Below are 12,378 nucleotides of genomic sequence, written 5' to 3' on the forward strand. Positions count from 1 at the left end.
CACTCTTAGCAATCATGCGTATTCAGTTTTGAAGGAATGAGATGAAAAGCTGTATTCCCGATTACTTGTAAAAAGTAATGGAGAATGCAGCTTTTTTTGTATTTCCGCCAACACCTACAAATCTGATTCAAAAAAATACGTGCTCTAATAAAAGGAGCGTGTGCACAGCCGAGAGTGACGAGTGTGGTCATTATTGTGATTCCAGTCGATTATGCTATGCTGAAAGACATACAGCTTTTTCAAATGAAAGAGGGATCAATATGCTTATTCTTGCAGTGGAGGATGAAAAAGCGCTGCTTCAGACAATTGCAGGAGTCCTGACCGATGAGGGTTATCAGGTGGATACGGCAGAGCGCGGAGATGACGGCTTGTTATTGGCGGAACGCGGCATCTACGATTTGTTGGTCCTGGACATTATGATGCCAGGAATGGATGGCCTTTCACTGGTGAGAACGTTGCGTACAAAAGGGATAATGACGCCGGTTTTATTTTTAACGGCAAAAGATAGCGTAGAGTCGAGAGTCGAGGGATTAGATGCCGGAGCCGACGATTATTTGGTCAAGCCTTTTGCGGCCGAAGAACTGACGGCGAGAGTGAGAGCCCTCTTGCGCCGACAAGGGAAACAGAACACAGAAGGCGATCTGGCATACGGTCCTCTATCTCTGAAGATAAATGAATATGACGGTTTTGTTGATGATGAGCCGATGAAGCTAACAACGAAGGAGTACGAGCTGCTTAAGTACTTCCTGCAAAATCGGGAGCAAATATTGACGCGTCAACAAATTTTTGACCGCGTATGGGGAATTGATTCAGAAGCGAATTACGGAGTGGTCGATTTGTATGTCCACTACCTGCGCAAGAAGCTGGGTGCTTACGAAGGCTTCATCCGAACGATCCGCAATGTGGGCTACATTTTGAAAAAGGAAGACAAATGATGTTTCGAAAAACGAGGATTCGGCTCGTAACGTTGAACGTAGTAGTGGTGCTGCTCTTGTTGAACGGGCTGGGGAGTGCAGTCTACTACACGATGAAGTATCGTCTCTATTCGCAGGTGGACCGAGAAATGACCAAAGTTAGTCAAAGGCTGGCAGTTGATTCTTTGCCTCGTCTCCATCGGATTGAAGACGACCCTTTCCCATTCAACCGTCAGGAGAGGAAAAAGTTTAACGATCTGGATCGCCGGTATGTTTTACTCGTCTGGGATAGCTTTGGTCGTGTCATTGGGACCGCATTTGGTGACAGGCTGGAGCCAGAGGAATACGCAGAATTCCAGCATAACGGAAAAGCAGACGGGATCGAAACGAAAACTGTGAATGGACAAGTCTATCGCGTGCAGACAGTTACCGTTCCGAAAAAGGTCGTTGTAGGCAATCGGATACAGACCGCGTACCAGTTTCAACTGATTTACAATCTGGCACCTGAGCAAAACATGTTGGACAGCTTGTTGTACGTTGTCATCATCGGCGACATTATCAGTATTGTCATTGCGATCGTGGCTGGGTGGTTTTTGGCGAGAAGGGCACTCATCCCGATCCAAGTTTCGTGGGAAAAACAACAGCAGTTTATTGCCGATGCTTCTCATGAGCTGAGGACGCCGCTCACGGCCATCATGGTCAATCTGGAGAGGCTTTTCAGACATCCGGATCATACGATCGAGCAGGAAAGCGAAAAAATCATGATAGGGATGCAAGAGGCCAAGCGCTTGAGCAAGCTCGTCTCTGATTTGCTTACACTAGCTCGCAGTGATTCTAACGAGTTGCAGATCATGAATCAGTCGCTGCGCTTAGACGAAGTCGCGATGAAATGCACCCAGGTTTTTGCGCAACTTGCCATCGCACGGGAAATTCGTCTCGAAACAGACATTCAGCAACCCATTGAGATGGTGGGGGACCAAGAGCGTCTTCATCAGCTCATGGTCATCTTGCTGGACAATGCCTTGAAGTACACGAACGAAGACGGCCGGATTTATGTCTCTTGCAAAAAGGAAGGCGGTCGCGCTTCGATTCTCGTAAAAGACAGTGGGATCGGGATCGCCAAAGAGGATATTCCGTATTTGTTTGATCGCTTCTATCGGGTGGATAAAATGCGCTCTCGAGCGACAGAAGGAACAGGCTTGGGACTATCCATTGCCAAATGGATCGTGGATGCGCACCACGGAAAGATTCAGGTCAGCAGTGAGGTAGGTATCGGAACGAGTTTTTTGGTTACACTTCCAATAAAGCCTTAAACAGATGGATAGAACCGTTTTCCCGGCGAAGGGAATCGGTTCTTTTTTCAAATAGTGGAGCAATTCCATTTAACATACATTTATGTTTCAAATATCTCTAAATTGAGGTAAACTAGAGGTAGAGGAAGAGAGGAGTGGCGTACTAATGAACATGACGATCACTAAAGCAGCGGTAGCATGGTTTCGGGAAGAATGGGGATGCAAAGAAGGAGACAGCATTCGTTTTTTTGTCCGGTATGGAGGCGTTAGTACGGTTCAGGATTCATTCTCGATGGGGATTGCCAAAGAGTTGCCGAATGAAATCGGCATTTCGACAGTAGAGGATGGCATCACATTTTATATGGAAAAAGATGAGCTGTGGTATATGAATGGAAGAGGGCTGATTGTCGATTATCGGCCAGAGACAGACGAAGTAGAATTTAAGCTGGATTAAGCAAGGAAAAGGATAGCTAGTAGATGAAGGGCTCCGGATATACGGGGCCTTTTTATATGAGCGAAAAACTAAAATACAATACTTTACAAACAAAAATGTATAGTATATGATGGGTACATAAATGGAAAAAGGAGGAAGTTACATGCGTTTACTTGATTCTTACTTGGAGCTTGGCATTACGGGAATGGCACGTGCAGCTGTAGCGGGATGGTTCGATGGTCATTATGGGGCAGCCTTATTGGCAGGGTACTTCATGGATCGTGAGCACGATCTCCCTGAACATGTAAAAGAGGGCATTGAGCGGACATGCGAGTCCTTCCGCAAGCAAAAACCTGAATGGTTTGTTCCACTAGATCAAGACGAGCAAGCTGATCCCTCCTTGTTACAGCACGTCATCGATGGCCTCCAGCAAAATGTGAAGCAGCTGCGGACCTCAGGTCATGGACTAGCACTAGGTGTGTTGGCATTAAAAGCATTGCGCGAACGCCCTGATATGATCACTCCGACTGTGGTGCACGGCCTGGTTAAGATTCTTCAAGCGACGACAGAAGACAGGTTAGACCGTTATTGGGGCATCGAGAATTACCATGGCATGACGATTGATGATGTCAAAGACGAAGTTGCGCCTTACCATACAACGGCAGAGATGGCAGAGCGGGCGTTTGACGAGCTACATTTGGTTATACCGCCGCGTGATATTAACGGAGTACGCTATCATTTGGCGAGCGAGGTCGTCCATAACATCACACATGCTCATGCGTTAACAGATCTGGAGCGATTCGGTTATGAGGATATTGTGAAGCCTGGTATCATAAACCATCGTCTTCAAATCTATTTGAATCGCCATGTTCCTCCGTTTGTTTTGGAGGAAGAGGTGAAGGAGCCAGCGTTCGAGGAAATTTTTTCACCGCTATACTGGGATAGACTATACAGCGATCCTCATGCATTGAAGCTTCCGTATGCTGCGTTGGATCTGCTAAAGCGGTTTCCGCCAGAGAAGAGAGCTCTTGCCGAACGAAATTTGTGCAAGCTTTTGACGATTACGGATTAATACAGTCACCTAAATAAAAAGAACAGGGAGGCCAATAGGCACTCTCTGTTCTTTTTCATCTCGAATGAGTCGTCTACCAGGTAGGAATGACAGTCGTAGTAGACTCCCGATTTGCATAGTAGCTTTTATGCTCGATCAGGGCATTGCGAATGGAAGACTCATTGATGTCGAAACCGATTCCTGGAGTTGTCGGTACAGCCAGCATACCAGGTGCTGCAAAATCGATGACAGGTGTCACGATATCTTCAGCAAAGTAGCGATGGGAAGGGGATGTGTCGCCAGCAATCGTGAAGTTGCTAAGCGAAGCCATCGCGATGTTATGGGCGCGGCCAATCCCTGCCTCCAACATTCCTCCGCACCATACTGGTACGCCGCGTGTCTCACACAGGTCATGGATCTTTTTGGCATCGGTCAGACCGCCTACGCGACCGATCTTGATGTTGATAATTCGGCAACTGCCGAGCTCGAGTGCTTTGCGGGCATCTTCCACTGTATGGATACTTTCGTCGAGGCAGATCGGCGTTTTTAGTTCCCGTTGCAAGGTCGCATGGTCAATGATGTCGTCATGAGCCAATGGCTGTTCAATCATGATCAATCCGAAGCCATCCAAAGCCTTCAGCATCTCCATGTCTGCCAGCGTATATGCAGAGTTTGCGTCCGCCATCAGTGGAACATCTGGTCCAAATGTGTTGCGGATTGCACGCATTGGCTCGACATCAAAGCCCGGTTTGATTTTCACTTTGATCTTTTTGTAGCCGTCACGGATGAAGCCTTCTACGCGTTGCAGCAGTTTTTGGATGGTCGGCTCGATTCCGATACTCACACCGACGTCAATCGTCGTACGAGTTCCGCCCAATGCTTGGGAGAGGGAGAGGCCGTTCATTTTGGCGTACAAATCCCAGACGGCACCTTCCAAGGCGGCCTTGGCCATGTGGTTACGGCGCATCCAGGAGAAGAGGCGGGATACGTCATCAGGATGCTCGATCTCCCGTGAAAATAGCTGCGGGATCAAATACTTTTCGAGCATGTACCAGACCGTATCGACATCTTCCTCGTTGTAGACAGGGACGTCCATCGCGACGCTTTCGCCGAATCCGACATGGGCACCGCTGTATGCACGCACCAGAATGCATTCCTTGTGGGTTTCGACCCCCATGCTCGTCTCAAAAGGGGAATTCAACGGAATTTTGATTCGTTGCAGGTCCACGCGTTCGATTTTCATGTTCATCTCTCCTTAACCGTTCATTTGGATTGTCGCTCAAACGTATTCAGTACCGTTCTTGCCAAAATCTCGATGCCGTCTAGCAGTGCTTCTTTTTCAAAAGTCATCTGCGGATGATGAAGTCCTGGTGTCAGGCCACAGCCCAATCCAAGCATGGTCGCCCGAAGCTGTGGACGTTCTTTCGTGTAGTAGTGGAAGTCTTCCGCGCCTGGTGTCTGAATCGGCGGTTCGAGCTTCTCTGCCCCCAAGGTTTCGGTAATGGCATCCGCCATGATCAGTCTCGCTTCTTCGTTCACTTCCGCTGCATAGACGCGTTCGGTGATTTCGTAAGACAGCTCAACTTCATAGAGGCGGGAAACGTGTTGCAAAATGTGCTCGACACGGGCAAATAGGGCGTGAATGACTTCATTCGTCTGTGCCCGCAGGTCCAAGTGGAACTGCGCCGAGCCTGGAATGATATTGCTGCTTTTGCTGCCGGCGGAAAGCTGCGTCATTTTGACGGAATAAGGAACGAGCGGATCGAGGTGAATACCTTTTAACTGCTCAACAATCGCTGCGGCTACCTCGATAGCGTTGACTCCGAGATGAGGCCGTGCGCCATGAGCATCGGCACCCTTGATTTGCCCGAAAATCGTACCAGCCGCCCCGTGCAAGATGGCAGAAGCAGCTGTGCCTCGAGGGATTTCCTGAATGGGACGAAGGTGGACACCGTACAGAAAATCAATATCGTCCACTGCTTGCTTGTTCACCATCGCAAGTGCGCCATTTCCGCTTTCTTCTGCTGGTTGGAAAATGAGCTTCAGGCGCCCTGGGAGCTGGACGTCCATTTCTTGCAATACCATCAGAACGCCTAATGCCATGGTCATATGCGCATCGTGTCCGCAGGAATGGTTCGCGGTAAAGACGCCGTTTACTTCTTGCCAGAGTGCGTCCATGTCTGCTCGCACGCCTACAGTGAATTTTCCCGGCGTCAGATCGCCCCATTCGCCAACAACTCCCGTCACGTCGTCAAAGGTAGTGACGCGGCAATGGTGTTTTTTCAAGAAGTCAGCGATAAACGAGGTGGTCTGTACTTCCTCCCAGCTTATCTCTGGATGCTGGTGTAAATGCTCGTATAGAGAAAAAATGGCGGGCTGCAATTGTTTGATCGTTGTGCGCATGGTTCCTCCATCGGTTTTTTCGTGTGTAGTCGATAAGTGAAGCGAAGGCTACGCCAATCTACTTGACGCAGCCAGTTTTGTGAAAAGCTCATTGGTTACGAAACGCCGATTGTCACTGCTACAATGAGCGCGATCGAGGCGATTACGGCCCAGCCGAGAAGAAGCTTCCAAATGAATTTGACCCATTTCTCATACGGAATGCCTGCAACAGCCAGATAGCCCATCAACGCAGAAGAAGTCGGGATAATGGAGTTGGTTACCGCATCACCATATTGGAAGGCAAGAACCGCTATCTGACGTTGGATGCCGAGCAGATCCGCAATCGGCACCATGATCGGCATCGTTGTTGCTGCCTGTCCACTACCGGAAGAAATAAAGAGATTGAGAAAGGCTTGAATCACAAACATAGCCAGGACGTTAACGGCATCTGGCAAATGACCAATTGCCGAAGTCAGACTGTTAATCATCGTATCGATAATTTTTCCGTCTTCCAAGACGACAGTGATCGCGCGGGCAAAACCGACGATCAGTGCGCCAAACGTAACGGCTCTCGCACCAGCGACGAAGGAATCAAACAGTGTATTGACCGACAATCCTCCGACGAGACCAGCAACCAGGCCCATGATCAGGAAGGAAGCAGTAAGCTCTGTCAGGAACCATTCGTACTTGAATACACCGTATACGTTGAATGCGAGACCACAGACCATCACCAGGAACACGAGCTTGTGGCGTGCATTCAGATCTGGGATGTCTACTGTTCCCTGTTCTTGACTGGCGTGATTCTCTACGCCATAAAGCACACTCTTGGTCGGGTCTGCTTTGACACGATACGCATAGCGCATAACGTACCAGATGGCAAAAGCGAGAACGAAGACATACACAACAGCACGGAAGGTAAGACCAGAGAAGAGCGGCAATTGTGCGAGCGACTGTGCCACCCCAACCGTAAATGGATTGATCATCCCGCCCATGAAGCCGGCAGCAGCCCCCATGGTGATCATGGCCGTACCTGTTACGGCATCGAAGCCCATTGCACGAGCCAGCGCGATACCGATTGGAACGAAGATGATGCTTTCTTCTGCCATTCCCATGGTGAAGCCACCGATGGAGAAGAGGAACATGGAAGCAGGAATGAGCAACTTTTCCCGACCCTCCAAGTGTCGGACACCTTTATTGATCCCGGCTTCAATCGCACCCGTTTGGCGGATGATTCCGAATACACCGCTTACAATAAAGATGTAGAAAATGATTTGCGCGCCTTTTTGCATCCCTTCTGGAATCGCTTTGAACATGTCAAAGAACGAGACCGGATTACTTTCTACAGGATGGTAGCTGCCGTTGACGACGACGGTTTTGCCTGAGGCAACGTCTTTGACGCGTTCGAACTCACCAGCTGGGAGTACGTAGGAAGCTAGGGCTGCCAAAATGATAATGATAAAGAGGATGGCATACGTATGCGGCACAGAAAAACGTTTCTTTGCAGGTTTCAATGGATGTGTAGACATGAGGTCACCTCGCTTTTTTTTGCTTATGACAAGCAAGGGTCGTGCCAAGTGTCGAAATTTCCCGAATATAAGCGTTTTCAGTGGATTTTCATAGGCAAGGGAAGGGAAAACAATGCGCTTTAGGAATGTTTATTAGGTTTTATTCAGCCTAATACATCCTATTATTCATTGGGCGGAAGCTAAATCCGCCCGTGTTTTCGCAACAATTCGATACCCGCGGGGGTGATGGAGGTTCCTTGTCGGGTTGTTCCTGAACGTACCAAACCTTGCTGCTCCAGCAGTTTCAACTTGTGACGCAGTGCGCTCTCTGTCCAGCCTACGGATTGTAGCTCAGGGGAGTGCGCCAATTGATAACGCCCGACTGGTTTGTTGGATACGTAATAATGATGCAAGCAATACAAAATATCCAAGTCGCGGTTGTCGTCCAATTTAGGGATAGAAGCCGTCTGCTGCTTTTGAAATAGGCTATCCGTCAATCGTTTAGGGAGGTCCTGAATGCCGATGACAGGATGCTCGCTTACCGTAATGGCATAGTCGACGACATTTTTCAGTTCGCGAATGTTCCCCCGCCAGTCATGGCGATAGAATAGCTCCATTACTTCTGGCGACCATGTTTTACGAATGCCTTGCTGCTCCAGATGCTCATCGATGAGAAGGGGAATATCGCTGATTCGCTCGCGCAAAGCGGGAATCTGGATCGGCAGGACAGCCAAACGATAGAACAAATCCTCGCGAAAGCTTCCCTGGGAAACAGCGTCTTCCAAATCACGATTGGTAGCAGCGATGATGCGGCAATCCACAGAAAGAATTCCCGTGCCGCCTACACGGATGACCTGCTTTTCTTGCAGCACGCGAAGTAGCTTGACCTGAATGGCCCCAGAGATGTCCCCCACCTCATCGAGAAAAATCGTCCCACCGTCCGCTTGCTCAAACAGGCCGGGCTTTCCGCCTTTTCGTGCTCCTGTAAAGGCACCGTCTTCGTAGCCGAACAGCTCGCTCTCCAGCAGGTTTTCCGGCAAGGAGGCACAGTTGATTGCGACAAAGGGGCCGTTTTTGCGGAGGGAGTGCTGATGAATGGCATGGGCGAACAGCTCTTTTCCCGTCCCGTTTTCGCCTGTTAGCAGGATCGTTTGATTGTTTTTTGCCATCTTTTTGCCGAGCTCGATGACTTGGAGCAGCGGTTGGCTTTGTCCTTTGATATCGGAAAAGGAGTAGGTCGCTGTATGACCGCGCAACGTAAGCGTGGTTCGCAAGCGTTGGATTTCGGTCACGTCTTTTAGCGTACAAACGAAGCCTAAATGCTCATGCCTGCGGCGGATGCTTTGACTGCTGACGATAAATTGTTTGTGTTCAATGGTTACGAGGGCGTCCTCCTGATCTTCCTGCTCAAAAAAGGGCTGTAGCAAGCTGTGCTCCTTCAACACCGTGTACGGTTGTCCAACAATAGAGGATGCATGTGGACAAAACAGCTCAACGGCGACGTCGTTAATAAACGTGATCAAACCTTGTTCGTTGCAAGCGATCACGGGATCTTTGACTGCCTGAAAGGTAGATTGCAGCTGGCTGTTGAGCTTCTGTACTTCTGCGTAGGAGGTGCCGAGCATTTTCGCGAGTTCAGACATTTCTACGATGAAGGCAGACAAGTACTCGCGCTCCCATTCACTGGGCACGCCTACCTTGCGACCGGTATCAATCAGGTCATGAATGCTGATTTTGCGAAAACCGAGATCGATCACCTCCACATGAGGTGGAAGAGGTACGTCAGGAACGCTCATGATGATGGCGTATTGAAATTCGAGATCATCAAATGTACAGCCCGGGTGAAAGGGAACGTAATTCAAATGATCGACGTTCGCCTCTAATAAGTTTTGGATGACCTCCTGTGCGGAAACTGGCGAATTGTTCATGACAGGGACGGTCGTCCCCGGAGGAATCTGCATCAGCGCTTTCATTTTGCGCAACTCGAAAAAACGATTTAAAACCGTGATGGGCACGGAGTCAGCAACAGCTTGACGGGCAACTGTGTACAGCTCTGGGGATTTGGTTGTGATAAAGACATGATCGACTCCGCTTAAATCGGGAATGTGCTCATGGCTGGCATAGCCGATGACTTTGCAATACGGCTCGAAATAAGCCCGTAGTTCGTTTAACAAAAATTCGAGAGTGTCCGTTCCTTTTGCAATCAAGACAATGGTGTGGTCCATGCTGCACCGCCTTTGCTCAAACAATCGTGAATGTTTTGTAATCTCATGATAGCACAATGCCTGGCTGTAATCGGATGGATTCGCTTGTATAGAGAGGAAAGACAAGGATTGATTTGCGGGCAAATGCTAGTTCAAAAAGCCGGCTTTTTGAACATCCGCAGCAGGTAAATGTGTTTTAATAGAAGATATAACAGAAGCAGGAGGAATCAGCATGGAGGACAGATTGGTTCCAGAGGTGCTGCAAATGATTGGGGAAGTCGTGCCAGACGGGGTATCGATTGCGATCTCGGACGGCTCACAATACTTGTACTATCAACCGAGTTCCAATATTGACTTGAAAATTACGCCGGGGGATATCGTTCCCATAGGCTCGGCTACACATCAAGCACTCATGGAAATGGGAAAAGTAGGGCATCAGGTGGAGAGGCGTATTTTTGGCGTGCCGTACTACGGACTCTCGCTTCCATTAGTGCGAAATGGTCAGATCATGGGCTGTATTACCGCCATCTATCCACCTCAAAACGTTCCGCTCACGAATCCGGAGGCGCGTCTATCGTTTTTGGTCGGAAAAGGGGAGGACGGCTGGCTGCCTATTCCGTTAACGGAGATCGTCTATATCAGCTCTCATGAAGGAAAAACGCTTTTGCATACGGCTAGTGGATCATATTCGAACAAATACAACATGGCTGAACTGGAGTATATGCTCCCGCAAGACCGATTTGTGCGCTGTCATCGGCCGTATTTCGTCAATATGGAATCGATCGGCTTTATTCACCCGCATTTTCATTCGACGTTTTTATTGGAGATGAAGGACAAGCAAAAGACGAGAGTTCCTGTGAGTCAGTCGTACGCCAGCTCGTTTCGGCAATTGCTCGGCTTCTGAAATATCTGATAAATGAGAACGGTTCGCTGTCGTTTTTTCTTGATAGGCGCGTAAATATTCTGTTTTGTTGAAAATCGAGTGCTCGCTCAGAATCCGTGTGCTAGTGTAAAGGCAATAAAGATGGCATAGGGGGTCACAATGATGTGGGAGCGCTTACGCGATAAACGACTGGCAGATAAAATCGTGACGGCTGAGGTAGCAGCAGGATGGATTGAGGATGGCATGACGATCGGGTTAAGTGGTTTCACGCGTGCTGGTGATGCCAAGGTCGTGCCGCTCGCATTGGCTGAGCTGGCGAAAAAAGAGAACAAGCCTTTTGGCGTAAACGTATATACGGGAGCTTCACTCGGCTCCGATGTAGATGCAGTGATGGCGGAAGCGGGGATCATCAACAAGCGATTGCCTTTTCAAGCAGATCCGGTCATGCGGAAAAAAATCAACGATGGCAGCATGATGTTCGTTGATCAGCATCTGTCGCATACAGCGGAAGCGATTCGCCAGGGAGCGATAGACGCAATCGATTACGCAATTGTGGAAGCGGTTGCAATTACAGAAGAGGGCATGATCATCCCGGCTACGTCCGTGGGGAACTCCAATATTTTCGTGGAAAATGCCAAGCATGTCATCATTGAGCTGAATATGGCTCAATCGGTGGAGTTGGAAGGGATCCATGATATTTATACACCAGCGAAACAAGGAGAGCGTGAACCGATTCCACTCACGTCCGTGGATCAGCGAATGGGTACAGCAGGGATTCCCGTCGACCCGGATAAAGTAAAAGGGATTGTCCTGACGAATCAGTTGGATTCTCCCTCGACGATTGTGGAACCGGACGAAGAAACGGCGCAGATTGCGGCACATCTGATCGAGTTTTTGCGTCAAGAGGTAAAAGAGGGACGCTTGCCGAACAATCTCGCGCCATTGCAATCGGGAATCGGATCGGTAGCGAATGCGGTTTTCAACGGATTTTTGGATTCGGAATTCACGGATCTGACTGTCTTCTCGGAAGTGTTGCAGGATGCGGTGTTTGATTTGCTTGATGCAGGTAAAATTTCGTTTGCCTCAGGCTGTTCGATCACATTAACGGCTGACAAGATGAAGCATGTCACCGAAAATTTCGCCCAATACCGTGACAAGCTGCTGTTGCGTCCGCAAGAAATCACGAACCATCCGGAGCTGATTCGCCGCCTCGGTCTGATTGCGATCAATACCGCGATTGAAGCGGACATCTACGGAAACGTCAACTCGACCAATGTATCGGGTACGCGAATGATGAACGGCATCGGCGGCTCTGGTGACTTTGCTCGCAACGCACGTCTGGGTATCTTCGTAACCAAGTCGATTGCCAAAGGTGGAAACATTTCGAGCATCGTTCCGTTTGCCTCCCATGTGGATCATACCGAGCACGATGTAGATATTATCGTGACCGAGCAAGGCTTGGCTGACTTGAGAGGCTTGGCTCCGCGTCAAAGAGCCGTCAAAATGATCGAGAACTGTGCGCATCCGATGTACCGCGATCAATTGATGGCGTACTACGAGGAAGCACTCACACGCGGCGGACACACCCCGCATGTACTGGAAAAGGCATTCTCCTGGCACGTACGTTACGCGCAGGAAGGCACGATGCTTGCGAAAAAGCCAGCGTTGGTTTAAACGATTGAATGATAAAAAAAACAAACCCGTTCGGGCATTA

The 12,378-nt window shown here is 49.2% G+C and carries 10 protein-coding genes; 6 read left to right on the forward strand and 4 right to left on the reverse strand.

Annotated features, from left to right (window positions below; all coding sequences use genetic code 11):
- Positions 1-260 precede the first annotated feature (260 nt).
- The 4 genes from POF51_RS31805 to POF51_RS31820 all read left to right on the forward strand — a co-directional run bounded on the left by POF51_RS31805 (position 261) and on the right by POF51_RS31820 (position 3,711).
- Complete coding sequence (locus POF51_RS31805; RefSeq protein ID WP_017247146.1) at positions 261-935, forward strand: response regulator transcription factor; 675 nt, start codon at positions 261-263, stop codon at positions 933-935.
- Positions 932-2,227, forward strand: a complete 1,296-nt coding sequence (locus POF51_RS31810; RefSeq protein ID WP_083261727.1) for a sensor histidine kinase — start codon at positions 932-934, stop codon at positions 2,225-2,227. Before POF51_RS31805 ends, POF51_RS31810 begins: the two co-directional genes overlap by 4 nt.
- A gap of 145 nt (positions 2,228-2,372) precedes the next feature.
- Positions 2,373-2,660, forward strand: coding sequence for a HesB/YadR/YfhF family protein (locus tag POF51_RS31815; protein ID WP_007728959.1), 288 nt, complete (start codon positions 2,373-2,375; stop codon positions 2,658-2,660).
- Between the two features lie 142 nt (positions 2,661-2,802).
- Positions 2,803-3,711 (forward strand): hypothetical protein, encoded by a 909-nt coding sequence (locus tag POF51_RS31820; RefSeq protein ID WP_069851902.1) that lies wholly within the window; start codon positions 2,803-2,805, stop codon positions 3,709-3,711.
- Between the two features lie 73 nt (positions 3,712-3,784).
- Here POF51_RS31820 and menC read toward each other — a convergent pair whose 3' ends face one another.
- From menC to POF51_RS31840, 4 genes are all read right to left on the reverse strand, one after another.
- Complete coding sequence (menC, locus tag POF51_RS31825) at positions 3,785-4,933, reverse strand: o-succinylbenzoate synthase (protein WP_069851904.1); 1,149 nt, start codon at positions 4,931-4,933, stop codon at positions 3,785-3,787.
- A gap of 20 nt (positions 4,934-4,953) precedes the next feature.
- Complete coding sequence (locus POF51_RS31830; RefSeq protein WP_069851907.1) at positions 4,954-6,093, reverse strand: M20 peptidase aminoacylase family protein; 1,140 nt, start codon at positions 6,091-6,093, stop codon at positions 4,954-4,956.
- A 95-nt stretch (positions 6,094-6,188) separates the two neighbouring features.
- On the reverse strand, positions 6,189-7,598 hold the full coding sequence (locus tag POF51_RS31835) for a YfcC family protein (protein WP_069851910.1): 1,410 nt from the start codon (positions 7,596-7,598) through the stop codon (positions 6,189-6,191).
- Positions 7,599-7,777: 179 nt separating this feature from the next.
- Complete coding sequence (locus POF51_RS31840; RefSeq protein WP_069851912.1) at positions 7,778-9,802, reverse strand: sigma 54-interacting transcriptional regulator; 2,025 nt, start codon at positions 9,800-9,802, stop codon at positions 7,778-7,780.
- Between the two features lie 211 nt (positions 9,803-10,013).
- On the opposite strand from POF51_RS31840, the gene POF51_RS31845 reads away from it, so the two are divergent.
- Positions 10,014-10,685, forward strand: coding sequence for a LytTR family DNA-binding domain-containing protein (locus POF51_RS31845; RefSeq protein WP_271756748.1), 672 nt, complete (start codon positions 10,014-10,016; stop codon positions 10,683-10,685).
- Between the two features lie 141 nt (positions 10,686-10,826).
- Positions 10,827-12,338, forward strand: coding sequence for an acetyl-CoA hydrolase/transferase family protein (locus tag POF51_RS31850; protein WP_069851916.1), 1,512 nt, complete (start codon positions 10,827-10,829; stop codon positions 12,336-12,338).
- The last annotated feature ends 40 nt before the right edge of the window (positions 12,339-12,378 follow it).

Origin of the sequence: Brevibacillus sp. AG, assembly GCF_028369215.1 — a bacterium.
Taxonomy (GTDB): domain Bacteria; phylum Bacillota; class Bacilli; order Brevibacillales; family Brevibacillaceae; genus Brevibacillus; species Brevibacillus porteri.

Excerpts from the sequence above, each read along its gene's own strand:
- POF51_RS31845 (WP_271756748.1), top strand. The coding sequence starts at position 10,014 with ATGGAGGACAGATTGGTTCCAGAGGTGCTGCAAATGATTGGGGAAGTC.
- POF51_RS31810 (WP_083261727.1), top strand. The coding sequence starts at position 932 with ATGATGTTTCGAAAAACGAGGATTCGGCTCGTAACGTTGAACGTAGTA.
- POF51_RS31830 (WP_069851907.1), bottom strand. The coding sequence starts at position 6,093 with ATGCGCACAACGATCAAACAATTGCAGCCCGCCATTTTTTCTCTATAC.
- menC (WP_069851904.1), bottom strand. The coding sequence starts at position 4,933 with ATGAAAATCGAACGCGTGGACCTGCAACGAATCAAAATTCCGTTGAAT.
- POF51_RS31805 (WP_017247146.1), top strand. The coding sequence starts at position 261 with ATGCTTATTCTTGCAGTGGAGGATGAAAAAGCGCTGCTTCAGACAATT.
- POF51_RS31835 (WP_069851910.1), bottom strand. The coding sequence starts at position 7,598 with ATGTCTACACATCCATTGAAACCTGCAAAGAAACGTTTTTCTGTGCCG.
- POF51_RS31820 (WP_069851902.1), top strand. The coding sequence starts at position 2,803 with ATGCGTTTACTTGATTCTTACTTGGAGCTTGGCATTACGGGAATGGCA.
- POF51_RS31850 (WP_069851916.1), top strand. The coding sequence starts at position 10,827 with ATGTGGGAGCGCTTACGCGATAAACGACTGGCAGATAAAATCGTGACG.
- POF51_RS31840 (WP_069851912.1), bottom strand. The coding sequence starts at position 9,802 with ATGGACCACACCATTGTCTTGATTGCAAAAGGAACGGACACTCTCGAA.
- POF51_RS31815 (WP_007728959.1), top strand. The coding sequence starts at position 2,373 with ATGAACATGACGATCACTAAAGCAGCGGTAGCATGGTTTCGGGAAGAA.